Source organism: Algoriphagus locisalis, from assembly GCF_900116615.1.
Taxonomy (GTDB): domain Bacteria; phylum Bacteroidota; class Bacteroidia; order Cytophagales; family Cyclobacteriaceae; genus Algoriphagus; species Algoriphagus locisalis.
Genome location: NZ_FPBF01000004.1, coordinates 200,962 through 226,887, shown reverse-complemented (window position 1 = coordinate 226,887; position 25,926 = coordinate 200,962). Strand labels below are relative to the sequence as shown.

30 protein-coding genes and 1 tRNA gene are annotated in these 25,926 nt (G+C 41.4%); 9 read left to right on the top strand and 22 right to left on the bottom strand.

The features are described from left to right. Positions 1 to 187: 187 nt before the first annotated feature. The 4 genes from BM386_RS13225 to BM386_RS13210 all read left to right on the top strand — a co-directional run bounded on the left by BM386_RS13225 (position 188) and on the right by BM386_RS13210 (position 5,824). Positions 188 to 2,881: a M14 family metallopeptidase gene (locus BM386_RS13225; protein WP_244545523.1), complete on the top strand. Its 2,694-nt coding sequence runs from the start codon at positions 188 to 190 to the stop codon at positions 2,879 to 2,881. Between the two features lie 201 nt (positions 2,882 to 3,082). Then, the gene (locus tag BM386_RS13220; protein WP_139235912.1) at positions 3,083 to 3,826 is read left to right on the top strand and encodes a hypothetical protein; all 744 of its coding nucleotides are present in this window, start codon (positions 3,083 to 3,085) and stop codon (positions 3,824 to 3,826) included. A gap of 73 nt (positions 3,827 to 3,899) precedes the next feature. Further along, positions 3,900 to 4,616 (top strand): EcsC family protein, encoded by a 717-nt coding sequence (locus tag BM386_RS13215; protein ID WP_091695028.1) that lies wholly within the window; start codon positions 3,900 to 3,902, stop codon positions 4,614 to 4,616. A gap of 50 nt (positions 4,617 to 4,666) precedes the next feature. After that, positions 4,667 to 5,824, top strand: a complete 1,158-nt coding sequence (locus BM386_RS13210; protein WP_091695025.1) for an aminotransferase class V-fold PLP-dependent enzyme — start codon at positions 4,667 to 4,669, stop codon at positions 5,822 to 5,824. A 65-nt stretch (positions 5,825 to 5,889) separates the two neighbouring features. Here the strand turns inward: BM386_RS13210 and BM386_RS13205 are convergent. After that, positions 5,890 to 5,962: transfer RNA gene (locus BM386_RS13205), tRNA-Gln, on the bottom strand. A 316-nt stretch (positions 5,963 to 6,278) separates the two neighbouring features. On the opposite strand from BM386_RS13205, the gene BM386_RS13200 reads away from it, so the two are divergent. Continuing rightward, positions 6,279 to 6,521 carry a hypothetical protein gene (locus BM386_RS13200; RefSeq protein ID WP_091695023.1) on the top strand — a complete coding sequence of 81 codons (243 nt, stop codon included), beginning with the start codon at positions 6,279 to 6,281 and terminating at the stop codon, positions 6,519 to 6,521. 55 nt (positions 6,522 to 6,576) lie between these two features. On the opposite strand, the gene rplI is transcribed toward BM386_RS13200, so the two are convergent. From rplI to BM386_RS13180, 4 genes are all read right to left on the bottom strand, one after another. Further along, a complete protein-coding gene (gene rplI / locus BM386_RS13195; RefSeq protein ID WP_091695020.1) occupies positions 6,577 to 7,020 on the bottom strand; it encodes a 50S ribosomal protein L9 in 444 nt (147 codons plus the stop codon). A gap of 39 nt (positions 7,021 to 7,059) precedes the next feature. Continuing rightward, on the bottom strand, positions 7,060 to 7,311 hold the full coding sequence (gene rpsR, locus BM386_RS13190; protein ID WP_057937597.1) for a 30S ribosomal protein S18: 252 nt from the start codon (positions 7,309 to 7,311) through the stop codon (positions 7,060 to 7,062). Beyond that, positions 7,308 to 7,679, bottom strand: coding sequence for a 30S ribosomal protein S6 (gene rpsF, locus BM386_RS13185; RefSeq protein ID WP_091695017.1), 372 nt, complete (start codon positions 7,677 to 7,679; stop codon positions 7,308 to 7,310). The genes rpsR and rpsF overlap by 4 nt, the downstream gene beginning before the upstream one ends. Before the next feature lie 127 nt (positions 7,680 to 7,806). Next, on the bottom strand, positions 7,807 to 8,736 hold the full coding sequence (locus BM386_RS13180) for a hypothetical protein (RefSeq protein WP_091695015.1): 930 nt from the start codon (positions 8,734 to 8,736) through the stop codon (positions 7,807 to 7,809). A gap of 17 nt (positions 8,737 to 8,753) precedes the next feature. Here BM386_RS13180 and BM386_RS13175 point away from each other — a divergent pair, with 17 nt between their 5' ends. Further along, positions 8,754 to 9,344 (top strand): class I SAM-dependent methyltransferase, encoded by a 591-nt coding sequence (locus tag BM386_RS13175; protein WP_091695012.1) that lies wholly within the window; start codon positions 8,754 to 8,756, stop codon positions 9,342 to 9,344. Here the strand turns inward: BM386_RS13175 and BM386_RS13170 are convergent. Continuing rightward, a complete protein-coding gene (locus BM386_RS13170; protein ID WP_091695010.1) occupies positions 9,333 to 10,112 on the bottom strand; it encodes an O-methyltransferase in 780 nt (259 codons plus the stop codon). The genes BM386_RS13175 and BM386_RS13170 overlap by 12 nt on opposite strands. A gap of 1 nt (position 10,113) precedes the next feature. Then, positions 10,114 to 10,500, bottom strand: a complete 387-nt coding sequence (gene apaG / locus BM386_RS13165; protein ID WP_091695007.1) for a Co2+/Mg2+ efflux protein ApaG — start codon at positions 10,498 to 10,500, stop codon at positions 10,114 to 10,116. A gap of 62 nt (positions 10,501 to 10,562) precedes the next feature. Between apaG and ung the strand changes: the two genes are divergently transcribed. Then, the gene (gene ung, locus BM386_RS13160) at positions 10,563 to 11,225 is read left to right on the top strand and encodes a uracil-DNA glycosylase (RefSeq protein WP_091695005.1); all 663 of its coding nucleotides are present in this window, start codon (positions 10,563 to 10,565) and stop codon (positions 11,223 to 11,225) included. 37 nt (positions 11,226 to 11,262) lie between these two features. Here ung and lepB read toward each other — a convergent pair whose 3' ends face one another. Genes lepB through BM386_RS13135 form a run of 5 tightly spaced genes read right to left on the bottom strand, consistent with a single transcriptional unit; the run spans position 11,263 to position 15,384 of the window. Then, positions 11,263 to 12,336 (bottom strand): signal peptidase I, encoded by a 1,074-nt coding sequence (gene lepB, locus BM386_RS13155; RefSeq protein WP_091695002.1) that lies wholly within the window; start codon positions 12,334 to 12,336, stop codon positions 11,263 to 11,265. 15 nt (positions 12,337 to 12,351) lie between these two features. Next, the gene (gene dapB, locus BM386_RS13150) at positions 12,352 to 13,074 is read right to left on the bottom strand and encodes a 4-hydroxy-tetrahydrodipicolinate reductase (RefSeq protein ID WP_091694999.1); all 723 of its coding nucleotides are present in this window, start codon (positions 13,072 to 13,074) and stop codon (positions 12,352 to 12,354) included. Positions 13,075 to 13,076: 2 nt separating this feature from the next. Further along, complete coding sequence (locus BM386_RS13145; RefSeq protein WP_244545522.1) at positions 13,077 to 13,685, bottom strand: DUF5683 domain-containing protein; 609 nt, start codon at positions 13,683 to 13,685, stop codon at positions 13,077 to 13,079. Between the two features lie 2 nt (positions 13,686 to 13,687). After that, complete coding sequence (locus BM386_RS13140) at positions 13,688 to 14,599, bottom strand: ParB/RepB/Spo0J family partition protein (protein WP_091694994.1); 912 nt, start codon at positions 14,597 to 14,599, stop codon at positions 13,688 to 13,690. Between the two features lie 2 nt (positions 14,600 to 14,601). Then, positions 14,602 to 15,384, bottom strand: a complete 783-nt coding sequence (locus tag BM386_RS13135) for a ParA family protein (protein ID WP_091694991.1) — start codon at positions 15,382 to 15,384, stop codon at positions 14,602 to 14,604. A gap of 1,193 nt (positions 15,385 to 16,577) precedes the next feature. Between BM386_RS13135 and BM386_RS13125 the strand changes: the two genes are divergently transcribed. Together BM386_RS13125 and BM386_RS13120 are read left to right on the top strand one after the other, a co-directional pair. Continuing rightward, positions 16,578 to 17,216, top strand: coding sequence for a type IV toxin-antitoxin system AbiEi family antitoxin domain-containing protein (locus tag BM386_RS13125; RefSeq protein ID WP_091694987.1), 639 nt, complete (start codon positions 16,578 to 16,580; stop codon positions 17,214 to 17,216). Beyond that, positions 17,213 to 18,070: a nucleotidyl transferase AbiEii/AbiGii toxin family protein gene (locus BM386_RS13120; protein ID WP_091694985.1), complete on the top strand. Its 858-nt coding sequence runs from the start codon at positions 17,213 to 17,215 to the stop codon at positions 18,068 to 18,070. Before BM386_RS13125 ends, BM386_RS13120 begins: the two co-directional genes overlap by 4 nt. Positions 18,071 to 18,415: 345 nt before the next feature. Here the strand turns inward: BM386_RS13120 and BM386_RS13110 are convergent, their stop codons facing one another. The 10 genes from BM386_RS13110 to BM386_RS13065 are packed head-to-tail and all read right to left on the bottom strand — an operon-like array spanning position 18,416 to position 25,912. After that, on the bottom strand, positions 18,416 to 18,673 hold the full coding sequence (locus BM386_RS13110; RefSeq protein WP_091694980.1) for a MerR family transcriptional regulator: 258 nt from the start codon (positions 18,671 to 18,673) through the stop codon (positions 18,416 to 18,418). Positions 18,674 to 18,700: 27 nt separating this feature from the next. Further along, on the bottom strand, positions 18,701 to 19,009 hold the full coding sequence (locus BM386_RS13105) for a hypothetical protein (RefSeq protein ID WP_091694978.1): 309 nt from the start codon (positions 19,007 to 19,009) through the stop codon (positions 18,701 to 18,703). A gap of 11 nt (positions 19,010 to 19,020) precedes the next feature. Beyond that, complete coding sequence (locus BM386_RS13100; protein ID WP_091694975.1) at positions 19,021 to 19,800, bottom strand: hypothetical protein; 780 nt, start codon at positions 19,798 to 19,800, stop codon at positions 19,021 to 19,023. Between the two features lie 60 nt (positions 19,801 to 19,860). Beyond that, positions 19,861 to 20,700: a conjugative transposon protein TraN gene (traN, locus tag BM386_RS13095; protein ID WP_091694972.1), complete on the bottom strand. Its 840-nt coding sequence runs from the start codon at positions 20,698 to 20,700 to the stop codon at positions 19,861 to 19,863. A gap of 28 nt (positions 20,701 to 20,728) precedes the next feature. Further along, on the bottom strand, positions 20,729 to 22,015 hold the full coding sequence (gene traM, locus BM386_RS13090) for a conjugative transposon protein TraM (protein WP_091694971.1): 1,287 nt from the start codon (positions 22,013 to 22,015) through the stop codon (positions 20,729 to 20,731). 2 nt (positions 22,016 to 22,017) lie between these two features. After that, on the bottom strand, positions 22,018 to 22,635 hold the full coding sequence (gene traK / locus BM386_RS13085; RefSeq protein ID WP_091694969.1) for a conjugative transposon protein TraK: 618 nt from the start codon (positions 22,633 to 22,635) through the stop codon (positions 22,018 to 22,020). 12 nt (positions 22,636 to 22,647) lie between these two features. After that, positions 22,648 to 23,871 (bottom strand): conjugative transposon protein TraJ, encoded by a 1,224-nt coding sequence (gene traJ / locus BM386_RS13080; protein WP_091694967.1) that lies wholly within the window; start codon positions 23,869 to 23,871, stop codon positions 22,648 to 22,650. 29 nt (positions 23,872 to 23,900) lie between these two features. Continuing rightward, a complete protein-coding gene (locus tag BM386_RS13075; protein ID WP_091694964.1) occupies positions 23,901 to 24,524 on the bottom strand; it encodes a hypothetical protein in 624 nt (207 codons plus the stop codon). Between the two features lie 7 nt (positions 24,525 to 24,531). Continuing rightward, on the bottom strand, positions 24,532 to 25,179 hold the full coding sequence (locus BM386_RS13070; protein WP_091694962.1) for a hypothetical protein: 648 nt from the start codon (positions 25,177 to 25,179) through the stop codon (positions 24,532 to 24,534). A 28-nt stretch (positions 25,180 to 25,207) separates the two neighbouring features. After that, positions 25,208 to 25,912, bottom strand: a complete 705-nt coding sequence (locus BM386_RS13065; RefSeq protein ID WP_211482910.1) for a conjugal transfer protein TraI — start codon at positions 25,910 to 25,912, stop codon at positions 25,208 to 25,210. Positions 25,913 to 25,926 lie beyond the last annotated feature (14 nt).

Sequence of the window (25,926 nt, the reverse complement as noted above, 5' to 3'; positions counted from 1 at the left end):
TTAGCATTAAATCAACCTGAATAATAAGTTTGAAGTAGCCTACTCATCTAGTATTTCTACTTAGCTTATTTACCCATTTTCCCAGTCCTGTAAAATTCTGATAAAAGAGGCTTTCAATCAATGATCGCCTCTTTTTTCATACTATTTTAGAAAGCTGAATACCAGTAATCTATCAACCCATATGCTTATGAGATTAAAAACTACTCTAGTTATTCTGCTTATTTCCTTCACTTTAGGAGTATTTGCACAGAATGTACCAACTCCCAAATCACACTTTGGCTTTGATATAGGAGATGATTATAAACTTGCTAATTTCTCCCAGACAGAGGCTTATTTCAAGAAAGTAGCTGATGCCAGTGATCGTGTTCAAATGGTAGAAATCGGCAAAACAGAATACGGCAGATCCCAGCCTATGATGATCGTGACTGCACCTTCTAATTTTGCGAAGCTTGACCGATACAAAGAAATCTCTCAGACCCTCGCTCATGCAGAAATTTCCAAAGAAGAAGCTCAGAAGCTTTCTATAGAAGGGAAGCCAGTAATCTGGATTGACGGAGGACTGCATGCCAATGAGGTAGTGGGTCCCCATCAATTGATAGAAACCCTCTATCAATTAGCTTCTAGAGATGATGCTGAGACACTAAAAATTCTTGAAGATGTAATTATTCTTCTAGTCCATGCAAATCCGGACGGGATGGAAATCATGTCTGATTGGTACATGAGAAATGATGATCCTGAGAAGCGTGATCAAAATATTCCGATCCTCTATCAGAAATACGTGGGGCATGACAACAACCGAGATTTCTACATGAATAATATGAGTGAGGCGGCTAATATGTCGCTTCAGCAGTACGTAGAGTGGATTCCACAGATTATCTATAATCATCACCAGACTGCTCCCGCAGGCGCAGTTGTGGCGGGACCTCCTTACCGTGACCCGTTTAATCATGTCTTTGATCCACTCATCATCACCAGTCTCGATGCAGTTGGCGCTGCTATGATCAATAGAATGCATCAGGAAGATAAGCCAGGTTACACAAGGTTGGACGGCTCGGTGTTCTCTACTTGGTGGAATGGTGGCTTAAGGACAACTCCTTATTACCACAACATTATTGGTATCCTGACTGAAATCATCGGAAATCCTACGCCGTACACCATACCGCTTGTTCCCGATCGATTGATTCCAAATAATGGCACCCCCTATCCAGTGACTCCTCAGGTTTGGCCTTTCCGCAGATCAATCGATTATTCTGTGTCCTTGAACTACGCGATTTTCAATCATGCTGTACGTCATGGAGATGAACTGTTGTACAATATCTATTTGATGGGAAGAAAGTCCATTGAAAAGGGAAGTCAGGACAACTGGACTATGTATCCGAAATTTGCTCAGGCTGTGCAAGATGAATTTGCTGAATCCCAAAAAAATGCTGGCGAAAATTCTTCCAGATCTAGAATCCCTTCACAGTATTATGATTCAGTCTATACCGATCCTGGTAATCGAGATCCTAGGGGCTATATACTTTCAGCTGATCAGCCTGATTTTCCAACTGCCGTTAAGTTTATGAATGCGCTGATTAAGTCAGGTATTTTGGTTGAAAAAGCCACTGAGGAATTTAATGTAAATGGGAAAACTTATCCTGAAAACTCATTTATAGTGAAAACTGCCCAAGCATTCCGTCCTCACGTCCTTGATATGTTTGAGCCACAAGACCATCCAAATGATTTTCTCTACCCAGGAGGGCCTCCAATTCGCCCTTATGATGCTGCTGGTTGGACATTGGCGTTTCAAATGGGTGTTGAGGTAGATCGTTTCTATGAAGGATTTGATGGGCCGTTTGAGCGAATCCCGTACGGGGAAATTCAATCTCCTCCTTCAAAAGCACTAGCAAATGGCTCAGGGTATTTACTTGATGTCAGAAATAACAACAGCTTCATGGCGGTTAATGATTTGCTAAAAGCAAAAGTGAAAGTTTACAGAACTGCTGCAACAGTAGGTGGATTACCTACAGGTTCATTTTATGTGAGCGGAGGTAAAAAGGAATTGGAAGTTGCGGCTAAAGAATATGGAGTTTATCCGGTTCCGGCATCTATGCCAAAGGGCGCTACTCAAATTCAGCCAGCTAGAATAGGGTTATATGACTACTATGGAGGATCTATGCCTTCTGGTTGGGTGCGCTGGATGATGGAGCAGTTCCACTTTGAGTACCAATTGGTGTTTCCGCAAGAGATAGATGCAGGTGATTTGAATGATAAATATGATGTGTTATTGTTCATCAGTTCTGGGATTCCTTCAGTTGGATCAAGAGGATATTCGCGTTCCCAGCCAAAACCAGAAGAAATTGATGAGAAGTACCACCATATGCTAGGGAGTTTCACTGCTGATGAATCTATCCCGCAGCTTAAGAAGTTTGTTGAAAATGGCGGTGAAATCATTTCTGTGGGATCTGCTACCGAGCTTGCCTTCCACTTTGGGTTGCCAGTGGAAGATGCCTTGGTGGAAATAGGTACAGATGGAAAGGCCAAGTCGCTGAGTGGGGAAAAATACTATGTGCCTGGCTCAGTACTGGAAATGCACGTAGATAATTCTGTGCCGATAAATTACGGTATGGGTGATGAGGCGTATATCATGTTCAACAGAAGTCCAGTATTTAAGCTGGCTCCTTCTGCTGGAAACCGAGGTGTCAAGCCTATTGCCTGGTTTGGAGAAGAAGAGCCACTTCGAAGTGGTTGGGCCTGGGGACAGTCCTATTTGAAAAATGGTGTGACTGCATTTGAAGCCAAGATGGGCAAAGGGAAGTTCTATGCTTTTGGACCAGAGATTACTTTCAGGGCTCAGTCGCATGGCACATTTAAAATGTTGTTTAATGGATTGTATAAATAATAATTCCTTGTGATGATGAATAGAAAACCGTCTTGAAAGAGACGGTTTTTTTTGTGATTAGAGTTTTTTTAACCATAGAGGACGCAAAGAGCACAATCAGTTGATGCTTATCTTTATCCCGGTCATTAGTTGCGTCCATAGACCACTTTATTTCATTTTTCTTTTTTAACTTAAATGTATTCACATATATCACCTTTATTCATGAATGACTACGACTCAACTTTTATTTCAGGAATACACAATTGGTGCGATCGCTGGTGTGAGAAATGCGCCTTTACCGCTAGATGTAGAGTCTTTGAGCGTGAGCAAAAAAGAGATGTGAAATCTCCTGAAGAATTCTGGAATGCCGTATCTGATAATTTTAAGGAGACGTTGGAAATGCTACGTACAATGGCAGAGGAGCGCGGTATCGATATCGGCCAAATAATCGAAGAAAGCAAGGCCGATACTTCTGTGCAAGAAGATAAAATACTAGATGAACATCCCCTAAGTGCAATCACTGAGAAGTATTTGTTTGAGGGAAAAGATTGGCTTGATTCATCCAGAATCAAGAATTTTTTAGAAGAGCTCGTTCGTCAGGAACAACTGGGGGTGATCACTCCGTTTGATAGTAAAACTCAAAAAATTAAGATTGAGAATGCACTTGAGGTGATACAGTGGTATTTATTCTTCATTCATGTTAAATCCAAAAGAGTTCTAAACGATCTTTCAGGTGATTTTTGGGAAGGCTATCCTGAGTCTGAAAAAAGCTATAACGGTTCTGCAAAAGTTGCTATGATCGCGATCGAGCGAAGTATGAATGCATGGAAGCAATTACTAGATCTAATTGAAGATGAGCAGGATTCAATTTTAATGCATTTGGTTCTTTTGGAAAAGTCAAGGAATCAACTTATAGCTTTGGTTCCGAATTACAATGTCTTTATTCGTCCTGGATTTGATGACTGAATCAGTGCAGTATTTAATCTTAGTAACTATTCCTCAGAAATCCGTTTTATACTAAAATAAACTAATTGATTTAATGGACTCCTACTTACATTATGCCCATGCTGAGCTTGCACTTTGGCAACATCAACTAAAGAAAAAGCCCAGTTTGGGCGGGCGTTTCACCCATGGGGTTCAGAATAAAATCAATAGCTGGATTCCAGAAAAGATTCACAAAGCAATCACCATGGCTATAGAAAACATGGTCAAAGCAGTCATCACTGGTTCTAGCTGGATTGTGCCGAGGCCTCACGAAAGCTTAACGTTTAAACAGCGGGAATTTAAGGTGAGAAGCCGGATCAAATGGTATAGAAATACAGCCTCAGTTGAAGGAGCTGTCACTGGTGCTGGAGGTATCTTGCTGGGCTTTGCGGATTTTCCCGCTTTCCTCACGATCAAAATGAAGATGCTGTTCGATATCGCAGCGCTGTATGGTTTTGATACCAAAGATTTCCATGAGAGACTATTTCTCCTGTATGTTTTTCAGCTAAGTTTTTCTTCACAGCAAAGAAGGAATGACTTGGTAGGTTTGATAGAAAATTGGGAGGAGTATAGGGAAACATTACCGAAGGATCTAAAGGAGTTTGATTGGAAGACTTTTCAACTGGATTACAGAGATTACATCGACTTGGCCAAGCTAGCACAATTGATTCCAATTGTAGGGGCCGGAGTGGGGGCGATAGCAAATTATCGACTGACAGAGCATCTTGGGAAGTATGCAATGAACGCTTATAGATTACGTGTGTTAGAGTGATAGTTTGGTATGACTAGACAGTATTAGTTAAATGAAATAATTCAACTCCTATGGATTCTCAGAAACACCTTTTTAGCCTTGATCCGGATATTCACTACCTCAACTGTGGTTACAAAGGCCCGCTGATGAAGGCAGCTGAGGAAGCCGCAATCCAAGCTTTGATAAGAGAAAGAAATCCCAGCAGTATAAAACCTGAGGATTTTTTCAATGGAGCGAAAGAGGTTAAAGGAAGGTTTGCGGATTTAGTGAATTGCGATCCCTTACAGATTGCATTGATTCCATCTACTTCTTATGGTTTTGCAACAGCCCTTGGTAATATTTCTTGTGAGCCAGGGCAGCATGCGATCGTGTTGGAAGATGAATTTCCGAGTGGATATTTTTCTCTCAAAACCTGGTGTGATAGAAATCAGGCTCAGTTAAGAGTAATTGGCCCGGATAAGGATTCGCTCACTCCAGGCGAAAGCTGGAATAGGAAAATACTGGATAGTATTACTTCAGAGACGGCTGTGGTTCTGATGTCATCCGTGCATTGGATGAATGGATTGAAATTCGATCTAGAGAGCATCGGGCAAAAATGCAAGACGGTGGGGGCGATATTTATCGTTGATGGTACTCAATCCACTGGCGCTGCAGAGATGGATGTGAAACGCTTTAAGATTGATGCGTTGATCTGCGCAAGTTACAAATGGCTCTTCGGGCCTTACGGAATGGGGATTTCTTATTTCGGACATGCATTCGATGGAGGAGTACCATTGGAAGAGTCTTGGCTGAATCGTACCAACTCTCAGGATTTTGGGAATTTGACAATATACGACCATGAGTACACCGAGGATTCTGGCAGATATAACGTAGGTGAGATGAGTAATTTTATTCTTTTACCTATGCTGAACGAATCGCTGAAGCAGATAAATGAGTGGACGGTCAAAGAAATCGAGAAGTACTGCAAAGACCTCACAGTACCGCTTCATAATTATTTACAAAACAGAGGGGTTGTTCTTGAAGATGAACAATACGCTTCGCGTCATATTATTGGGCTCAGACTTCCTGTGGAGTTTGATGCTGAGCTATTGAAAGAGAATCTTCATAAAAATAAAATATCAGTTTCCAATCGAGGAGGAAATCTCCGTGTATCTATTAATGTGTTCAATACATTTGAAGATATAACGCAGTTAATTGAGGCTTTAGAAGCTAGTCGCCAGAGTGTATGATATTCGATTATTAGATAGAAAGCACAAAAAAAACCGCTGAATTTCAGCGGTTTTTTTAACTTCTGTTGGTCTACCAGGGCTCGAACCTGGACTCTTCTGAACCAAAATCAGACGTGTTGCCAGTTACACCATAGACCAGTTTTGGATGAGATTCCTTTTGGGTCTCTCTTAAAGTGTCACAAAGGTAAAGTCTTGCTTCTTTTTTTCCAAACTCGCTTTGAAACATTTTTAAGTATTTGGGCTAATTGTCTTTTAATCACCTGAAAATAAGGGTCTTTTAATTTGGTGAGACTCCTTTCTTAAATAAACAGAATATGAATTTCTTATTTCGATAATTTAAAGCTCCATGCCATTTGATTGTGAAATTGTTAATAATGAAGGGGTTATGTTGTGATATTGAAAATGATTATTCATTTTTGTCGAACTATTGAAAAACGTTTAACCATCATTCGCTATGCAAGTTGAGAAATTAGAAAAAACAGTGCCTGAAGTGGTACAGAAGTTAACAAAGTTGAAATCAGATACATTGGCGGCGGAGCTGTCTTGGTGTTGGGTGAGCTTCCAGAATGATCAGAACCCTGTGGGTGTGATCGAAAAAGGTCAGGCGGCTCTTGAAGTATTCAAAGAAGCTAGAGAGAAAAATAGCAAGGCAGTTTCTAAGAAACTGGTGGAAAGCCTAGAAAAAGCATTGAATTAAGCATAAAAAAACCCCGAATTATCGGGGTTTTTATTTTTATCAAAGCAGGGAGTGCTTATTCTCCCGATACGTTGAATTTAACGTTAGTTTTCACTTCTCTGTGAAGGTCAACTTCTGCGGCGAATTCTCCAGCACCGTCAACTGGTGTATTGATAGAGATTTTCTTTCTGTCGATGTCGATGCCTTGAGCTGCCAATGCGTCGGCAATCTGAAGTGTAGTTACCTTACCGAAGATTTTACCTGACTCACCGATTTTCGCTTTGATCTCTAGTGTAAGAGCTTCAAGTTTTTCAGCGATGTTCTGAGCTTCAGTTTTAATCTTTTCTGCTTTGTGAGCAGCTTGCTTGATATTCTCAGCAAGAATTTTCTTGTTAGAACCAGTTGCAAGTACTGCGAAACCCTGAGGAATCAGGTAGTTTCTTCCGTACCCTGGCTTTACAGCTACCAAGTCATTCTTATAGCCAAGACCTTTGATGTCTGTTTTTAGTATGATTTCCATTTGTAATGATCTTTTGTGATTGGACGATACAAGACCGAATTATTTCAACCCATCGGTTACGAATGGCAACAACGCCAAATGTCTTGCTTTTTTGATAGCCTGAGCTACTTTTCTCTGGAATTTCGCAGAGTTACCAGTAAGTCTTCTTGGAAGAATTTTACCTTGCTCATTGACAAACTTCAACAAGAAATTAGGATCCTTGTAGTCAATGTACTTGATGCCGTGCTTCTTGAATCGGCAATACTTTTTTCTGATTTCGCCTCTATTGATTGGCTCGTTTACTAGTGTCATTTGGTGGCTTCCTCCTTAGCTTCAACTTTTTTGTTAAACTCTCCTTTTCTTCTTCTTTCGGCATAAACAATTGAATGCTTATCCAAAACAGTAGTCAAGAATCTCATCACTTTCTCATCTCTTCTAAATTCTACTTCGAATTTGCGAATGAGCGTAGGATCGGCCTTGAATTCAACCATAACGTAGAAACCTGTAGTCTTTTTCTCAATGGTATAAGCCATTTTTTTAAGACCCCAATTTTCCACATTAATAACGTCTGCCCCCAGTTCTTTTAACAAGTTCACAAACTTGTCGACAGTATCCTTCATCTGAACATCAGATAAAACGGGAGTTAAAATGAATACCGTCTCGTAATTTCTTTGGAACATTTTTTTAATGTGTTTAAGGAATTTAATAAACAGGATGCAAAAGTAGGAGAAATCTCGCTGTATTCCAAACAAATAGCAAAACCAAAAGTGAAGTGGTGCCAAAAAAACCTCCCGAAGGAGGCTTTGATTATTTCACTGTGAAAGTCTTGGAGCCGACCTCATAATTATCGACGAATATTTTGACTTGATGTGTGCCTGAGGCATAGTCTGATCCTTTTTCATAGAAAAATGTCAGTTCCTGTTCTGTATTGTCAAATATCACATCTTGCTTCACTGTATAAAACTTCTCGGCTCCGTCCATCATAAAGGTTCCAGACCCTTTAGCTACATCAAATATTGGCTGCTCATTTGGTGCTAAAACCTGCACGTAAATATTTCTTGGGCCTTTTTCGGCAACCTTATTATCTGCAAGATTAAAGCTCACTTTGATACGTTCGATCTGGCGGTTTTTAAAATCTTTGGTGGTTTCTACCCGCTCTTTTCCTCTGGAATTCACCGCCGCAATTTCAATGTTCTCAGCCTTAAGCATCGATGCAACGTTGACTTTGGCCTGAAGATCCTCTTTCTGGATATTAAGTTGAGCCACTTCTTCTTCAATCTCTGCCTGAGTTGTTTTTAAATCTTGATTTTCGGTGAATAGCTGCTGATTCAAAGCCCGTAATTCTAAGATTTCCTGATCTTTCTCCACGATCATCGAATTGTAGCTTTTGATTTTTTCGTTCAATGCCACAATTTCTGAAGAACTTCTTTGTCTTGAGGTATTTCTTTCGGCAATCAATTGATCACGGACTTTTTCCAATGCCTGCACGTCGCCTCCGAGTTTTTCAATCTCCTGAATTCTAAGATCTAATTGGTAGGTGACAGAATCCAGACGCTTGTTCAATTCATTATTTTCTGTAGAAAGTAATAAGATTTCTTCTGTCTTTTTCGTTCTATCTATGTAATCAGTATATAGCTTGATTCCACTTATTATCACCAAGAGGACCAATACGATAATGATAATGTTTTTACCCTGATCTTTCTTTTCGGGTGTATTTTTTTCAAATTCAGTATTCATTAGAATAGGACGTTAGAATGGCTTTTTTAGATAAAGATTATTGGACTGAAAGATACAATTCAGGCAAAACCGGTTGGGATATAGGCTTTGCCTCTCCACCCTTGGTGCAATATTTAGACCAAATTGAAAATAAGGCACTTCAAGTCTTGGTTCCAGGGGCTGGATCGGGATATGAAGTAGCTTATGCAAGGCAATTGGGCTTTAATAATTTCCATATTCTGGATTTTTCCAAAGAAGCTTTGGTACAGTTTAGATCCATAGACCCCGAGTTTCCAAAGGATCAAATTCACTATCAGGACTTCTTTGAGCATCAAGGTTCCTATGATTTGATGTTGGAGCAAACATTCTTTTGTGCCCTTGAACCTTCTTTGAGAAGTGATTATGCTATTAAAATGAGGGAGTTGCTAAAGCCAAAAGGTAAATTGGTGGGGGTGTGGTTTGATCGGGAGTTTGACTTTGAAGGGCCACCATTTGGAGGCAAAAAGGAGGAATATCAACTTCTATTTGAAGGATATTTTGAAGTAAAAACCCTAGCACCATGTTTTAACTCCATTCCTGAGCGAATGGGCTCTGAAGTTTTTATGATTTGGGAAAATTCAAAAGTCTAGGACGTATGCTGTTTTTGCTCCTGGGTATTCAAAGAACACAATTCCACACTCATAGAAGTCCAGACTTAGCCGTACTTCTTGTCTTTGGTTGATTTCTTTCCAAGCTTTTTCCATTTCCTTTGACCAATGAATGTCTCCGATGGCCACGATGGATTTGGAGTGAATCTTTGTTAAGATCTGATCAAAATACTGAATAGTTCCTTCGTAGGTATGGGTAGCATCGATTAATACGAAGTCTATTTTCTCTATTTTTCCAAGGGTTTCAGGAAGCGTTTTGTTTAGTTCTCCCAAGATGATTTCCAGGTTAGAAAAGCCTTTTGATGGCTGGGCTATTCGGGCTATTTCTTCTGACCCTTCGAAAGTAAATAGTCGGCCTTTGGTGACTTTTGATAGATATCTGCTACTTATTCCCATGCAGGTTCCTAGTTCTAGTACTGTTTCTGCAGGCGTAAGTGAGGTGAAAAATTGATAAAGTTGTGCGAATTTTCGGCTGCTGGTGCTGAATTTGGTAATATCAGCAACTTTTCTCCGGCTGGTATTTACGCGTTTTGATCCAGCTCCAAAATCCTTCACTTCTATTAGTTCTTTAGAAGAAAGAAGCCTTTCTCTGTATGCTTCTATATCCAGATCTTGCTCTTGTCTGGAATGAATAAAACTGGAAAGATCCCGGTGGGTGTTATAGAGTAATGGAGACTGAAGTGAATAGTGATCTTCTTTCTTCAGCCAATAGCCGAAGTAGGACAGAAGGGGGTAAACTTTATTTAGCAAACTAATTTTGGAAATAACTGGCGATCATTTGAAATTCTGGAATTACCACATCGAATTTCGTCCCGTCAAAAAGTTTTTCCATGCTGTAAACTCCGGTCATTTTTCCTAAGCCGGACTTTAAATTACAACCTGATACATAGCTGTGAGATTCTCCGGGTTCCAAAATTGGCTGCTGACCGACTACACCATCACCTTCAACGATTTTTTTTGTTTCTGCAGCATCAAAAATTTCCCATCTTCTGCGTAATAGCTGAACGGTTTGGCTGCTCTTGTTTTCGATAGTTACTTTGTAAGTAAATACAAAATGGTGCTGATGGGGGCTCGAAAATTCTGATTGGTAAGTGACTTCCACACTTACCTGAATCCCAGATGTAACTGCTATTACCATGAATTAAAGCATTTAAAAGTTTGTAAAGATATGATTTATAGTAGCAATATCAATAAATACCTATGCAAGTAAAGATAGAGGCAAGTTGGAGCGAAGCTTTGCATACCACATTTGAGCAACAGTTTTTTAAAGATCTAGTTGCCTTTGTGAGAGACGAGTATGGTAGCACTAAGGTTTTCCCGCCTGGAAAAGAAATTTTCAATGCATTTGATCATTGTCCAATAGATGAGGTCAAAGTGGTGATTCTGGGACAGGATCCCTACCATGGTCCTGGTCAAGCGCATGGTTTATCTTTTTCTGTTAAACCCCGGGTGCCTTTTCCTCCTAGTCTGCTTAATATATTTAAGGAGATAGAAACTGATCTGGGTAAGCCTATGCCTACAGATGGTGATTTGACCCGATGGGCAGATCAAGGCGTTTTTCTCTTAAATGCTACCCTGACGGTGAGGGCTCATCAGGCTGGTTCTCATCAGAAAAAAGGCTGGGAGGAATTCACAGATGAGGTGATCCGCACAATCAGTGAAAGACGTGAACATATTGTTTTCCTGCTTTGGGGTGCTTATGCCCAAAAAAAATCAGCATTAATTGATTCTAAAAAGCATCTGATTTTAAAAGCGCCACATCCAAGCCCACTTTCCTCCTATAGAGGTTTCTTTGGGTGTAAGCACTTTTCAAAAGCGAATGAGTACTTAGTTGCACAAGGCAAAAAACCGATAGAGTGGTAAATGAAAAAGCCCTGAAGTTTTTCCCAGGGCTCTTAGCTTAATTTATTCCGTTAAATATTCTGCTCCATCGAATCTTACTGAACATGGATTCATGCTTGTCCAGAGAAAGCCACAGGAACCAAGCTTTGCCTACGATATGATCTTCTGGTACAAAACCCCAATAGCGAGAATCCAATGAATCGTGACGGTTATCACCCATCATAAAGTAATAATTCTGCTTGAAGGTGTAGCTGTCCACTTTCTGGCCATCTATGAAGAGTTGACCGTCCTTGGCTTCTACATTTTCGAGCCCTTCATATTTTTCGATTGTAAAAGCATACCTCATCACATTGTCACTGTTCATCTCGATAGTCCATCCTTCTTGAGGGACTTGTAGTGGTCCGTAGTTATCACGATTCCATCCTAGTTTAGCCCCATCGAGAAAAGTAATCTCAGATTCTCCACCGGTGTTCATGATTCGTTTAGTTACAGAAGTTACTACAGGGGATGATTCCAGTCTTTTGATCACTTCATCCGTGGCAAAAACGATGTATAGACCATCCTTAAGGATCATATAACTATCTGGGTTGACGTCATAATCTTTGAGAAAATCTTCCGTAAGGGCTCTATTAGTAGTGACATCATAAGAATATTGCATTTCCTGAGGTATCTCGGCTGGTTGGTCGTTGACAAAAAGATCTCCGCTTTTAATCTGGACTACATCTCCAGAAATCCCCACGGCTCTTTTGATGTAATTGGTCTTAAGGTCTGTAGGATATTGGAATTCCACTGGGTAATTGAAGACTACGACATCATTTCTCTCTACATCTGAGAAGCCAGGAAGTCTGAAATAAGGGATCTGGATGGCGTCAGAATAAGAAGGGATTTCTGTTCCCCAGACTTTCTGATGGGTCAAAGGCACTTGCAGTGGAGTTATCGGGAATCTCGTCCCATAGTGCATCTTACTGACGAAAAGGAAATCTCCGACCAGCAATGACTTTTCCATCGATGCGGTCGGGATCGTAAATGGTTCTAATAGTAACCAGCGGATTAAACTGGCTGCTACTACGGCAAAAATCAAAGCATCACCCCATTCTCTGGCAGCTGATTTTTTTTTAGTTGACTTACTCATGTTTGGTTTTTAAGTTCAGAAAGATAGAAAATCATCCATGGAAAGCACGCCTTTCTTTCCCTGAATCCACTCAGACACTAAAATTGCGCCAAGGGCGAATCCTTGCCTGCTGTGTGCGGTGTGAGTGATTTCAATATCGTCGATTTCTGACGAATAGCGGATAATATGCGTCCCCGGAGCTGGATCAATGCGCTTGGATGTAATCGGAAGCGAATGTTCAATATCGCTCACACCTTCGGACAGGTTCCAGGAATTCAGGTCGGTTATGTTATTGATTATGCCTTCGGCCAGCGTGATGGCTGTGCCAGATGGTGCGTCTTTTTTTGCGGTGTGATGAATCTCTTCCACGGAGCTTTTATAGCCTGAAGTTTCATTCATCAGTTTGGCTAGAAATTCATTTACTTTAAAAAAGATATTGACACCGATGCTGTAATTAGAGGCGTAGAAAAATGCCCCGTTTTTAGCCAGCGTTAATTGCTCGATTTCAGGCTTTTGATCTAGCCATCCGGTGGTTCCTGAGACAATTGGGATACCTTTATCAACCGCCCATTTGATGTTTTCTACAGCAGCTTCCGGCTGGCTGAATTCAATAGCTACATCGATATTGGCGACATCGAGAGAATCCAAATCCTCTCGGTTGTCTATGTTGATTTTTCCAGCAATACTATGGCCACGGTCTTCTGACAACTGACCTATCAGTTGTCCCATTTTTCCGTAACCTAGGAGTAAAATATTCATGTTTAAAAGTTGAGTTTTACAGAAAGCCCCACCGAATTATTATTTGAAGAAAACCGCTCATAGTGAGGCTCGAATTTCAATGCGATGTCGTCCGATACATCAAAGCCTGATAGGTGAGCATCTACATTCGCATCAATTAAATTTAGTGCGTAAATTCCCACCAGTAGGAGGTAGCAAAGATCACGGTTTTTTCTCCAATAGTTTACATTTCGAACTAATCCATCACGGTTTAAGCTTGGGAAATCAGTTGGGAGCTCATCATCAAAATCAGAAAGAGCCTGCTTAAAGATCTGATATCTCCTGTTGTTGAAATTAATGAAGTAAATATCTGTGATTAGTCCTCCATAAATAAGAGGGACCTTCCACGATTTCCCATTATATACCTGTCCAGCACCTGGTAAAATAGCAGAAAGGATGGTTGCTTTTTTAGGGTTTTTCGGAAGCAGGGAATAATCAGGTTCTGGTTTAGAGGACCTTGGCTGCTCAGTTGCCTCGACTTCTATTTCCTGAGCAAATGATACCGAACTTAGACTAAAACAAAAAAGCAAAAATCCCACTAAAATGAGTGGGGTTTTACTTTGAAATAGTCTATGATAAAAGAGGAACTTCAATGTTAGATGATTTCTAGGATTTCCAGAATTCGGTTTAGATCAGAGGCAGAATTAAAAGGGATTTTTATTTCCCCCTTATTTTTGGGGTTTGACTTCAAAGCTACCTTAGTCCCAAAATGGGAGGCCAATCGCTGTTGAAGTTTATTGATCTCGTATTTACGTACAGGATCCAGTTCTTTATTTGCAGGTTTTTCTGGCTTTCCTTCATTCAAAGCTTTGACCAATGCCTCTACTTTTCTTACGCTCAACTCTTCCTCAACAGCTTTTTTGAAAATAGCTAACTGCTTATCCACATCTTCAATGTTGATCAAGGCGCGTGCATGTCCCATGGACAATTGCTGGTCTCGGATTGCAGCCTGTATAGTTGGTGGAAGTTTTAGCAGTCGCAAATAATTATTGACAGTTGTTCTGTTTTTCCCGACTCTATCACCCAATTCCTCCTGCTTTAGATCACATTCTGCAAGTAGTCTCTGGTAAGACTGAGCGATTTCCAAGGCGTTTAGATTTTCACGCTGAATGTTTTCGATAAGAGCCATTTCCAGCATTTGCTGGTCATTGGCGGTACGGACGTAAGCAGGAATTTGAGTTAATCCGGCAATTTTTGAAGCCTGAAATCTACGCTCCCCAGAGATCAATTGGTACTCATCAGTATCGAGTCTGCGGACGGTGATAGGCTGGATGATGCCTTGAACCTTGATGGATTCTGCAAGTTCAGCAAGTGCAGCGGTATCAAAATGAACTCTCGGCTGAAAAGGATTGACTTGGATTTGATCAAGAGGAATTTCAAAAATGCCTGTTTTCACTACCTCAGGCAAAATCTCCTCAGACTTGTGCTTGGCTGGACTATCTTCCAGTAAGGCACCAAGACCTCTTCCCAAGACACTTTTTTTTCGATTAGGTTTTTGATCTGACATAGTTATTTGGTCACTTTTTGTACATCATTTTTCTGCACTATCTCACCAGCCAGATTCAAATAGGCAACTGCACCTTTTCCATCTGCATCAAAGGAAATAGCAGGTAAACCAAAGCTTGGTGCTTCGCTGAGTCTTACATTTCGAGGGATGATCGTTTCAAAAACCATGTTTTTGAAATGCAATCTAACCTCCTCTACTACTTGATTTGACAGGCGAAGTCTGACATCGTACATGGTGAGTAGAATGCCTTCGATTTCCAGATCTGGATTCAGTCTTGTCTGAATGATTTTAATTGTGTTCAACAATTTACCCAGACCCTCCAGTGCAAAATATTCGCATTGAACAGGAATTATCACAGAATTGGCCGCTGTCAGGGCGTTGATGGTAATTAAACCTAAGGACGGGGAACAATCGATGATGATGAAATCATAGAGTTCTTTCAGATCTTGAATGACTTCCTTCATCTTCTCCTCCCGATTATCCAAATTAATCATCTCAACCTCCGCGCCAACAAGGTCTATGTGAGAAGGTACTAGATCAAGGTGTTCGAGTTCTGTCTTATGGATTATCTCTTTTACATCAATTCCATCCACCATGCATTCGTAAATACTGGTGTTGATTGATTTGGGATCATGACCCAGCCCAGAGGTAGTATTGGCCTGAGGGTCAGCGTCAATCACCAGGGTCTTAAATTCCAAGACAGCCAAACTAGCCGCCAGGTTCATCGCTGTGGTAGTTTTGCCTACTCCGCCTTTCTGGTTGGCTATGGCAATGATTTTTCCCATGGTGTTAATTGAAGAGTAATTTAATTTCAATATTAAGCAAAATGAATTCTTTTCTGGCTGAAATCCCTGCTTTTTTTAGCGGATGTAAATTGATCTATGCTATCCTTTTTAAGATCAAAGCTTCTTGGGTATATACGGTAATCTATTGATGTTTAGTGGTTTGGTTTACTTTGCCAAAGTTGGCATTACCATGCCAACCTAACATTTTTTAATAATTGCAATAAAAGAGCCTAGGCAAGTGCAGCGAATGGTTTTTCATTTAATTATTCGTGTACTAGAATAACGTATTTCTTATTCATTCAGAACAAATTTTGTTAAACAGGGATGCAGTTAGCTTAAAGAGTAGTTATAACTAAACCCTCTTGAGATATTTTAGAAAGATTACAGAATAGGGTAAAAAGAAAAACCCCAACTTTCTGAAGTTAGGGTTTTGTAGTGCAGAGGAAGAGGGAAGTGAACCTAGGTCTTATATGTCTGGTTTTCAGTCCTTTATAATTGTAAATTTTTAAGAACTACACGATTTACGCTAGGTTTTTAAATAATTGATTTACAGTTAGTTGTGTGAAATCTTCCTTTTTAGAACCTGTACTACTTCTATTATTTGAATGAACTTTATTCCATGGGTAAATTTATAAAATTCACTAGAGAATATCCTATCTGTATGGATAGTTTTAATTCCTTCCTATTACGCTTTATGGAATTTATGGTAATCCAAATGAAAAGTATATCACAATGTTGTTAATTAACGGGGAGGGAATCGGAATTTTTCCGATTATAGTCTGGAATTTTGACAATTTTAGGTTTGGCAGATTTATAAATCTCACTCATGTGACTGAGAAAAAGCCAGGGCTTGTTGATCTTGTTGCTTCAATTATTACTTTTTAGGAGGCATGTTTTTTATTACCAATCCGGCATCTTGTGGCTTTCTTCCCATCTTATCATCTTTAGCCAATTTCAGGATATTCTTTTCAAGTCCAAAGACTTTGAGGACATTTAAATGCTATCCAATTCCTACGCTTGTTGAACCTTTTATGCTATAAATAGTCTTTCAGATTATACCGGTCCTTTCGGCCCGTTGGTGGACGCTTCCCACGTAGACGTGCAAGTCTGATTTTGAATGATGTTTTCAATTATTGTCAAATATTTGATAAATAATCGGAAAATTTCCGATTATTGTGCTATGTTGTGACATCATGGAGTTTAAAGATCTTTTATATGAGTACCAAGAAGAACCACTAACGAGGCAGGTTATTTTGTCTCTATTGAAGAAATATAAGCGACCGAATGATAAAATTTCTGAATTAATAAAGGCAGGATGGCTGATAGGTTTGAAAAATGGCTTGTATGTTCCGGGACCAAAAAGTAAACTGTTGTTGCCTGAATCCCTTCTTGTTGCAAATCACCTATGGGGGCCAAGTTATGTCTCTATGGAATCAGCTCTTTCTTACTGGGGATTTATACCTGAACGGGTTTTTGAAACTACTTCAGTCACAGTTAAACCTTCTAAGATATTCAAGACTGAGCTTGGGAGATTTAGTTTTAAACATGCTTCATTACCGTATTATTCTTTTGGTATCAGAACGGTTGATGTTTCTTCTAAGCAGGCAGTGATGATTGCTTCACCTGAAAAGGCTATTTGTGACAAAATTGTTATGACAAGCAGACTGAATTTGAGAAGTATCAAACAGGTAATGAAATTTTTAATAGAGGACATGAGGATTGACGAAGACTTAATTGGAGGTTTGAACCTAGAAATGATCGAAACCTGGTCTTCAGATGCTCCAAAGCAGAACAGCCTACTTATGCTCATCAAAACAATCCGAAATTTATGATAAAGGAGTGGCTAGCCGAATATGATCCCAAATCACAGGATGAGGCATTCTCAGCTTTACGTGAAATCATGCAGGAGGTAGCTTTGGCAGGACTGCAGCGTGCGGGTTTTTTTGAGAAAGCCGCATTTTATGGAGGAACGGCATTACGGATTTTTTATGGACTGGAGAGATTTTCTGAAGATCTTGACTTTTCACTATTGGAAGTTGATCCTGAATTTTCACTGGATATTTACTTTGAAGCTATTATCACGGAATTTGACGCTCTTGGGATGAAGGTCACAATTGCTGAAAAGAAAAAGCAGAAAGAGTCAAGTATAGATTCCGCTTTTCTCAAATCTGCAACTGTTTGGAAAGAGTTGATATTGGAAGGTATCATCCCCCAATCAGGTGTTAAATTGATGCCTAGTATAAAGATTAAATTGGAAGTTGACAGACTTCCACCTTTAGGTTTTGAAACTGAGGAGAAATTGCTGTTGCGCCCATTTTCTTTCTATGTTAAATGTTTTACGCCTCCAAGTTTATTTGCAGGCAAAATGCATGCATTGCTTTTCAGGAAGTGGCAAAAAAGAGTGAAGGGGAGGGATTGGTATGATCTGGAATGGTATATTAAAAAAGGAGTTCCTTTAGATCTTTCCCATTTTCTACTTAGGACTTTAGACACGGGTGATTGGCAGGAAAAATCAATTACGAAAGCGCAGGTTTTAGAACTTATAAGAGAAAAAATACAAAGTGTAGACTTTAATAGTATTAGGGAGGATGTAATCCGATTTATCCAAGATGATTCATCATTATCAATCTGGAGTCCGCAATATTTTACAGACCTCATAGAAAGTTTAAAATTCAAGGAGGGATAAGTCGGTCTTTATTACTTTAAGGTAATTTCAATTGAAATAGCTTAAATGGTTACTTTGATTTTAGCCTCACCTCACTCCCCAGTTTCGGGTGATAAGACGGCAGGTATTCCACAATACCCAGGTCTTTTAATTCACAAATGCAGCTATGATACGTGACGATACTTTTTATGCCTGAGAGTTTCATGATCTTTCTGCGAGATATTTGAAAGGGGTTACAACGTTTCTGTTCTTTCCAGAGTTGGAGCATCGCTAGGAATACAGCCGTCCGGCTTGGCTGCAGTCCTTTTTCCTTGACGATTCTTTCCACCAAATGTTCCATTTTGAGAGCTGTCATAGGTCGCAGTTTTATTGTTTGAAAAGTGATTTGAGTTCTTCTGTTTTGTAGTAGTAAAGTCCAGAGATTTTGACAGGATGCACTACTCCTCGGATGCGTAAGTTCTGCAATGCTGCATCGGAGATGCTCAGCATTTTTTTGACATCCCTGCTTCTTAGCCATTCTTTGCTGTCTGTCTTGGGTTCATCCTGTTTTTCCAACAGTTCTTTCAGGTCGGCAAACAGCTGAAAGCGTAGTGTTTCCAGATCTTCTTTGGTGATGGTTTCCATGGTTTTCTGATTTCAGGTTGTCTAGATTTAATTTTGGACAGTTTCATCTTTGGAGGATAAGCTTACCTTGCTTTGGCTCATCCGGTTGAATGTAGGTAGGTAGTGGATGTAGCCGTATTCATGGAGTTGTCGGATGATCTTAAAGTAAGTGGCAGTGCTGGATATTTTGGCTGATTTCATCAACTCGTCCCGCTTGACAGGAAAGGGTTCTTTGCCGTCAAATTCTTCCCTTATATGGAGCAGCACGGAGAACAGTCCGATATGGGAAAGACTGATCCTTGGATCTTTATCAATCCCGGTCATAAAGTTTTCCAGTGCTTTTTTTATCTGCTCCATTCTGGGGTAAATCAACTGGCTATTCCTGCTCTTTTCCTTTTTCTTGTCTTCTTCGAGGGTAAATCTTCCGACTCCTCAGCTACATCCTTTTTCTGGGTTTTTGATTTTGATTCTGAGGCGGTTTCCTTCTGTGATTCTGAAGTCCTCATCTGGTTGGAGTCATACACATTGAGGTTCTTAAACTGGGGGCTTGTTTCAATAAACCGTTTCTGTTCTCCACCTTCCAGTTGAAAGGTGACGGATTGTCGGTTTCCTTTTTTAAGTGAATCCTGCAATCTGGATAAATCCTCTGGATTATTGAGCTCCTTGATCGGATGTTTTTCCAACGCCTTTTGCAGGTCAAATCCGTAATTCTCATGAAACTGCTTGAGCTTAAAGTTTCCCTGATTATCGGTTTCCTTAAAGTCCAGCTGCATCCAGGCATTGTACTTTTCCTGCTCCTTGTTTACCAGGTCTTTGTTGACAGCACGTCCGTCCAATAGATTATAGCCTTCTTTCAGGGTGATGTTGTTGTCCTTTCCGATGTAAAAGGTCTGGTTGATGGCAGGTTCGTCCTGTCCTGATTTGGTAAGGCTCAGATCGTATTTGTTGAAGAAATACATATCTGTCATGGCCGATTTTCTGAAGTGGAGATTGGCATTGACCGTATCGCCTCCGAAATCAGCCTGATGCTTGAGCGAGAAATCAGGTTCTCCTTTTTGGATCAGTTCCTTTAGGGGCGCTTCCAGAGAATCTCCGAATCCGCTGTACTTGACCTGGTTTTTGAGGTAATCAAAATTTTGTTCGTTCATGGCTTTTGTGTTTTGTGTTTAAAGATTAGGTATGTGAAGGATGTTTACTGGCGTGGTTTTCTAGTCCACTGGCATGGCGTTCATCAGGTGTCGGTTTTTTACTTTGATCTGTAGGTGACGTCCACCGTTTTCTTCCATCAGTTCGATTTTCAGGTGCTTTTGATCGGGAATGGTGAATTTGGGTAGTAAAACAACCAGCGTTTGCGTGGATTGTGCAGGGATGCGATCTACATCTCCATAAATCAACTTGGGAATCTGTTCCAGCTCCTGGGATGCGCTGCGTTTACCTTGCCTGTTGTCCCGGATAAACAGTCGAAACTGCTCTATGTCATAAGGGATATTGGTCTGGTTTTCCAACCTGAGCTGAAAGTAAAGCAGGTTCTTATCAATGTAAATTCCAGTGAGTGCAACCCCTGTCAAAAACCTCCGTTGGCGGATAGCAGGCATGGATCTGTTTTTTCTGGCCACTTTTCCTGCTGTCTCTTCCAGTTCAGATTCTGCTTGAATCTGATTCCCAAAATCTGCTAAGTCAGAATTGCCTGCTTTCTGGATTTTCAGATTAAGGTTTTCAGGTACTTCTGCGTATTCTACTGCAAAGGAAAAGAAGCTGCCATCCTCAGTTATTACCGTGAGATTGCTGTTTTGCATTTCGCTGTTCTTAGCTTTGACCTGTAGAATGTTTCCAACAGCATCGGCTTTCTGAACGAGAATGTTGCGGTTTCCCCGGTCAACACTTTTTATAGTATGATGGAAGATCAGGTTGGTGGTCATCTGATCGCTGATCTGGAGATGGGAGGCAGGGATGGACTGTGATTCACCACTGGAAATCACCTGTGCGGTTAAATCAACGGTAGTAAGCAGGCCCAAGGCGGCAAATAAAATGAGATGGGTGATTTTCATGGGAGTGGATTTAAGGAGTTGGTAAAGTTTATCTGTTCTCAATAATCCAGACTTGATAGCCTGCTTTGAGATTAACCCGGACCTGCCTGATCTTTTTACCTAGGAAGCTTTTTGCGGTTTCTATTCCGGCACTGGTGGCCTGGGCTTCCAGAGAATTGTCAAAGCTGCTGAAGCCCAGGCCCTGTAAAGTCTGACTTCCTGATTGTTTACTGACTTCCTGGGGAATGGAACCGGGAATCCGTATCCCTTCCATGCCATCGGCATCATGGATGCGGAGATCTACAGGGATAATATTGTCGGCTATGCGGATATGCCGGATGGAAATCTTCAACCGGTCCCCGTTCAAAGAAGCTATGCCATACACCAGCTGGTCTTTGGGCAGTAGGGTTCCGGCAATGTTTGTCTCTTGTGTTAACCGTAATTTGACCGTTTCTCCGGAAACCAAGGTTTGTTCTTCATGGATTACCGCCTGGATTGATTGGGAAACACTGGGTTTTGTTGCATCGGATTCCAATCCAAAGAAGCCGTTTTGTGCTGGGCTTTCATTCTTAATATCTGGTAATGAGTTATCCAGACTCGTGGACTGAGGAATGGAAACTGTTGAAATGACTGGATGATGATTCTCGTTTAATGCTTTTCTTTCTGCATCCAACCGTTGCTGAACCCGGTCTGGATGTTGGATGTCGAGTATTTTGTCCAGCAATTCTGCCATTTGCTCAAATTCGGGATCTGGTTCAGCATGGGAATTCTGCATTTGCTGCATCATTTGATCCAGCCGGTCCAGATCCCCATCCAATCCTGAGTTTGATGGAATTGATGTGGAACTGACTTCATTAGGATGGGTTGCTGATGCAGTCACAGGTTCAGGTCTCTCAGAAAGTGTACTTTTAAGTGCTTCCAGTCTTTCCAGTATCAATTCTTCCTGTGCATCACTGTACAGCTTGTCGGAAGTATGCTGGTTGGGACTTCTTGGTATCCCTGTTGATTGCAATGATGGATTGGATCCCACTTCTGTTTCAGCATTGAATGCCATCCGGTAGTAGGGGTCTTTTTTGACTTCCTGAAGGTATCGGGTGGAGTCAGCATGGGAACGTTGGTAATGCCCCATTTTATCCAGGAATTTTTTTCCTTCTTCTGCTATTCCCGGAAGCTCCAGATTGAAGCCTTTCTGTGCAGAATCATTAAGGAAGTCACGCGGGTTTTTTCCACCGCCCAGGGCCCAAAAGGTAAGGGTCAGGAAGGGTACAGTCAGGATTGGGATCATAAGCAGCAGCTGTCGCTTTTTCCGGAATTTTTGGTTGTTTGAATGGTTCATAGCTATCGTGTTTGGATTTGGATGTCATAATTTTCAAGGGTAGTCCAGTTTTCGATGAGGAATCCATGGGGATTGTGCCCGCTTCTGGAAACAGTTCTTAAATAGCCTTCTGTGATCAATTGTCTGGTGACAATGGATCCAGTCCTGGTAAGAACCTGTTTGCCGTAGTACCTGAAATAATAAGGGGTTTGACCTAAGTCCACCTGCACACTGTCAGTCTGGATTTCCTGGCTGATATTTCCTGCAATGATGTTGGAGTAGTAATTGCTTTCACGCAGGTTGTCATATTGTCTTTTTGCAGAAGCATCGGCCAGGTAGAGTGCCTTGGTCGTATTGGAACTGATCACTTTTTCGTCAGGGTCCAGACTAAAGAAATATCTGTGAAATGTGGAAATATGATCTTTTGCCTCTACAGAAAGGTTTTCCCTCCGGTCAGTCAACAGGGCTTCCAGTACCTTCCCATTGGCCAGGATATAAACCTTTTGCTGCAATGCGGCAGTCAGTTGCTGGCTTTGGTATAGGGTAAACCCGGAAAAGAATAGGCAGCCGATAATTATTACGAGCGTGAACAGTCGGACTTGACGGAAGGCAGTATCGATGTTTTTTGGTTTGGTAAACATGGTCGTTCTTTTTTAGCTGTTGTTTCCTTTGAGTTTGTCGGATTGATACCCGTTTCCCTCATTGAAGTATCCCGAGGAGGTGCTGTGAGAGGACATGGATTGGCGGAGTCTGCCAGCTTGATCTCCCAGGTAGTCTGCTACCATGGATGATCCCCTATAGGTCATGCCGGCGGCTTTTCCTACCATGCCCGTAGTTCTTGTTGCAGTTCGTGAAAAGATACCGGTGACTTTATGAGGTAAAGCTCCGCCTGATGCGGCATGAATGATGTAATTGGCAACCGAGGGGACAGTGAAGTACCCGATAATACCGATGACCATAAAGATCAAATAAGCAGTATCAGTAGCAGAAAAGAAGGTGTCGCCATAATTCTCAACTTGACCGATGTCCAGGATCAGCATTTTTTCTTGGATAGTACTGATTATGGCCCCGAAGATATTGGCCACCGGAAGCCAGAGATAGATATTAATGTACCGGGCAAGCCAGACCGTCAATGTGTGATGGAAGCCGTCATATACAGAGAGTCCAAAAACCAAGGGGCCAAGAATGGACAGTACAACCAGCTGGAAGGTTCTCAGTGTATTGATACAGAGGGAAGCTGCCTGAAAGACAACCTGAAGGACTTCGGATAGAGCCTGTTTGATCCAATACTTGAAATTGAACATTGACTTAGAAGCGGCAAAGCCCAATCTGTTACTGATTGAATCCCAAAGACCCTGCTCGGGTGTTGGGCTGTCATCATCTAAGCCCTCTGAGTATTTGAGCCATTTGTCGTAATCGTGCTCCTGGATGTTGGTTCCGAGCATTTGACCTTTGGTAGTCCCTTTGGCAACCTGTTCTTTGTGCTTGAGTAGTGCTTCGATCGATGAATTGGAGTGCTCCACCATAGCAGCGGTTGCCCTCACTGTTGGATTCATCACCCCATTGATGAGGGATAATACTGAGGGAAAAAGAAGAATGCAAAAACCGATGACAAAGGGGCGGAATAGGGGGTAAACATCGATGGGTTCCGCATTGGCAATGGACCGCCAGACTCTCGAGGCGATATACCATAAAGCACCAAATCCTGCTATTCCCTGTGCCACGCTGATCAACTGACTGCACAGTGGCATCATCTCGGTGTATAGCTCTTCCAATACACCATGCAGTCCTCTGTCATATCCAACCTGTGCATGGGAAGTCAGCGGAAGAAGGAAGGTTAATAAAAGGGTAGTGATGGATTTAAGAAGTGCTTTCATGGTGTTTGATAGGCTTAGTTGTCCTTATTTTAATAGAGGTTTCTTATTCCATCCAGTTCCTGCTCGGCTCTGGATCGGCTGATAGCCAGTGCACGTGTTTCCTGGTTGAATGCAGTCAGGAACATCAGCTTGTCCTGGATATCCGTGTGGATACGATCTATGGCTTCCAGCCGTTCTTCGTCGGACATTCTCAGTTTTCCGGCGGTCAATACCAGTGTCAGTTCATCGAGTTGGTGCAGGCTTTTTTCGAATAGACTCCCATAGACCTGGGATAGGTAGGAAATTTCATTTGCGGTAAACTGGCCTGAAGCTTTGAAGCCGGAAATTGCCTGTTTGTAATCCCTGACCAGCTTGAGCTGATAGCCAATGATTTCCGCTGTTTTGTGGTAGTTTTTTACAGCAGGGCTGACCTGAAGGAGATTATTGAGGAAGGCTTCATGCAGGCTGAAATTCCCCGAAGCCAGATTTTCAATCTGGGAATAGCCTGTCCTAAGGGTGGTGTACCCTTTTTCCAAATCTGTCAGGATCTGTTTGAGCTGTTCCAGTTTTGTGACGTTGAGTAGGAGTTGTGCAGCCTCCTCGGCCTGGGCATTCGAAGATTGAAGTCCAAGAGTCAGATAAATAGGAAGTAAGAGAATAAGGAATGGTTTCATAAATGATTTAGTCTATGGATGGGAGAAATACACTTTTCTGATGCTCAATTGCCCTGGATTCATTCTGCCTGGAAAGGCTTAGATTATGGCAGTTCTGGTAAAACCAGATGGTGTAGCTATGGGCTTCCTGCATCCCAGCATGGATTTGGCTGAGTTGAGAAATCCGTTCAGAATCACTGAGATTCAATTGATCCTTTCTAAGCAGGGTTTGCAGATCCAGTAGCATCTGGTCGCAGTCTTTATAAATGGACTGAAGCACATGCCGGATGATATTTTCCTCTGAGGCAGTGAACCTGTTCTCGGCAAAGAGTCTATTGGGAATCTGAAGAGTCAGTTGCCTGGTTTTCGAATACAGGGCGATTGTTTTTTCTGCTTTCGGATGGTTTTTGATCTGGGGATTGATGGAAGAAAATGAGCTGAAATAAGTTTCATGCTGCGTGTAATCACCGTTCTGAATGGTATGCACCAAACCCAATCCTTTGGATGCTACTTCATACCCTTCTTTAAGCACAGCTCCATAGGCTTTCAAGGCAATGAGCTGTTCTGCCAGATACTTCTTTTGGGTATCTTTCTGCTTCCACCATTCGTTCCAAGTTTGGGCATGGGAAGGCAGGGATATGCTTCCCAGATAGAAAATGAGAATCAATCGTTTCATGTTTTTTGGATTTTAATTGAAATTTGGCTTAGCGGTTGATTCCATAGAGAAGTTGTATCTGGTTGATCTCCTTGGTATTTGCAGCCCGTTGAAGACTGAGCTGCCCGTTGCTGAGATTGAAAGCGATCAGATCCTGATAGTTTTGGTCCACCCGGTTGGCAGTTTCATTGATCAGTGCCAGTCGTTCCCCCTCGCTCATCTGCAGGGTAAAGGATTTGACCAGGATGGCCATCTGATCCAGATTTTCCACCGTAGTTGCCAAAATGCCTGTATAGACCCTGGACATGTATTCTTTTTCGGTTGCGGTAAAATGTCCGTCCTGCTGGATGACTGCCCAGACCTTTTTGTATTCTGATACGATGCGGGCCTGCTTCTGGGAGATATCTTTGACCCGCTGAAATCCTGAGATGGCTGATTTGACAGACTGCAATTCATTGAAATATCTCTCGTATAAGTCCCGCTGTTTTTCTGTCCAACCGGCGATTTGTTCCAACTTGAGTTTGGATAGGGTGTTTTCCAGTACCTTTTGTGCATTCTGCATCCAGAGTACTTTGTTCTGTTCACGCTGGATTTTTAGGTCCATGGCCACAATCACTTTTTTCACACCAGCTTTGATGATTTCAAGTATGGCCAAGGGAACCGCTGCTTCACTCTGCTGTGGGGATAGCGTCAGGAAGGAGCACAATAGGGTTAGGATCAGACTTCTTCGGAGGATGTTTCTGTAAATCATCATAAGTGAATGGTTTC

What these genes read in the sequence shown, in the direction of transcription:
- BM386_RS13200 (WP_091695023.1), top strand. Translation starts at nt 6,279, where the DNA reads ATGCAAGTTGAGAAATTAGAAAAAACAGTGCCTGAAGTGGTACAGAAG.
- rplI (WP_091695020.1), bottom strand. Translation starts at nt 7,020, where the DNA reads ATGGAAATCATACTAAAAACAGACATCAAAGGTCTTGGCTATAAGAAT.
- BM386_RS13210 (WP_091695025.1), top strand. Translation starts at nt 4,667, where the DNA reads ATGGATTCTCAGAAACACCTTTTTAGCCTTGATCCGGATATTCACTAC.
- BM386_RS13125 (WP_091694987.1), top strand. Translation starts at nt 16,578, where the DNA reads ATGGAGTTTAAAGATCTTTTATATGAGTACCAAGAAGAACCACTAACG.
- BM386_RS13220 (WP_139235912.1), top strand. Translation starts at nt 3,083, where the DNA reads ATGAATGACTACGACTCAACTTTTATTTCAGGAATACACAATTGGTGC.
- rpsF (WP_091695017.1), bottom strand. Translation starts at nt 7,679, where the DNA reads ATGTTCCAAAGAAATTACGAGACGGTATTCATTTTAACTCCCGTTTTA.
- ung (WP_091695005.1), top strand. Translation starts at nt 10,563, where the DNA reads ATGCAAGTAAAGATAGAGGCAAGTTGGAGCGAAGCTTTGCATACCACA.
- BM386_RS13180 (WP_091695015.1), bottom strand. Translation starts at nt 8,736, where the DNA reads ATGAATACTGAATTTGAAAAAAATACACCCGAAAAGAAAGATCAGGGT.
- BM386_RS13070 (WP_091694962.1), bottom strand. Translation starts at nt 25,179, where the DNA reads ATGAAACGATTGATTCTCATTTTCTATCTGGGAAGCATATCCCTGCCT.
- BM386_RS13075 (WP_091694964.1), bottom strand. Translation starts at nt 24,524, where the DNA reads ATGAAACCATTCCTTATTCTCTTACTTCCTATTTATCTGACTCTTGGA.
- traJ (WP_091694967.1), bottom strand. Translation starts at nt 23,871, where the DNA reads ATGAAAGCACTTCTTAAATCCATCACTACCCTTTTATTAACCTTCCTT.
- traN (WP_091694972.1), bottom strand. Translation starts at nt 20,700, where the DNA reads ATGAAAATCACCCATCTCATTTTATTTGCCGCCTTGGGCCTGCTTACT.
- rpsR (WP_057937597.1), bottom strand. Translation starts at nt 7,311, where the DNA reads ATGACACTAGTAAACGAGCCAATCAATAGAGGCGAAATCAGAAAAAAG.
- BM386_RS13065 (WP_211482910.1), bottom strand. Translation starts at nt 25,912, where the DNA reads ATGATGATTTACAGAAACATCCTCCGAAGAAGTCTGATCCTAACCCTA.
- dapB (WP_091694999.1), bottom strand. Translation starts at nt 13,074, where the DNA reads ATGAATATTTTACTCCTAGGTTACGGAAAAATGGGACAACTGATAGGT.
- BM386_RS13175 (WP_091695012.1), top strand. Translation starts at nt 8,754, where the DNA reads ATGGCTTTTTTAGATAAAGATTATTGGACTGAAAGATACAATTCAGGC.
- traM (WP_091694971.1), bottom strand. Translation starts at nt 22,015, where the DNA reads ATGAACCATTCAAACAACCAAAAATTCCGGAAAAAGCGACAGCTGCTG.
- apaG (WP_091695007.1), bottom strand. Translation starts at nt 10,500, where the DNA reads ATGGTAATAGCAGTTACATCTGGGATTCAGGTAAGTGTGGAAGTCACT.
- BM386_RS13215 (WP_091695028.1), top strand. Translation starts at nt 3,900, where the DNA reads ATGGACTCCTACTTACATTATGCCCATGCTGAGCTTGCACTTTGGCAA.
- traK (WP_091694969.1), bottom strand. Translation starts at nt 22,635, where the DNA reads ATGTTTACCAAACCAAAAAACATCGATACTGCCTTCCGTCAAGTCCGA.
- BM386_RS13225 (WP_244545523.1), top strand. Translation starts at nt 188, where the DNA reads ATGAGATTAAAAACTACTCTAGTTATTCTGCTTATTTCCTTCACTTTA.
- lepB (WP_091695002.1), bottom strand. Translation starts at nt 12,336, where the DNA reads ATGAGTAAGTCAACTAAAAAAAAATCAGCTGCCAGAGAATGGGGTGAT.
- BM386_RS13120 (WP_091694985.1), top strand. Translation starts at nt 17,213, where the DNA reads ATGATAAAGGAGTGGCTAGCCGAATATGATCCCAAATCACAGGATGAG.
- BM386_RS13100 (WP_091694975.1), bottom strand. Translation starts at nt 19,800, where the DNA reads ATGAACGAACAAAATTTTGATTACCTCAAAAACCAGGTCAAGTACAGC.
- BM386_RS13110 (WP_091694980.1), bottom strand. Translation starts at nt 18,673, where the DNA reads ATGGAAACCATCACCAAAGAAGATCTGGAAACACTACGCTTTCAGCTG.
- BM386_RS13135 (WP_091694991.1), bottom strand. Translation starts at nt 15,384, where the DNA reads ATGGGAAAAATCATTGCCATAGCCAACCAGAAAGGCGGAGTAGGCAAA.
- BM386_RS13105 (WP_091694978.1), bottom strand. Translation starts at nt 19,009, where the DNA reads ATGGAGCAGATAAAAAAAGCACTGGAAAACTTTATGACCGGGATTGAT.
- BM386_RS13140 (WP_091694994.1), bottom strand. Translation starts at nt 14,599, where the DNA reads ATGTCAGATCAAAAACCTAATCGAAAAAAAAGTGTCTTGGGAAGAGGT.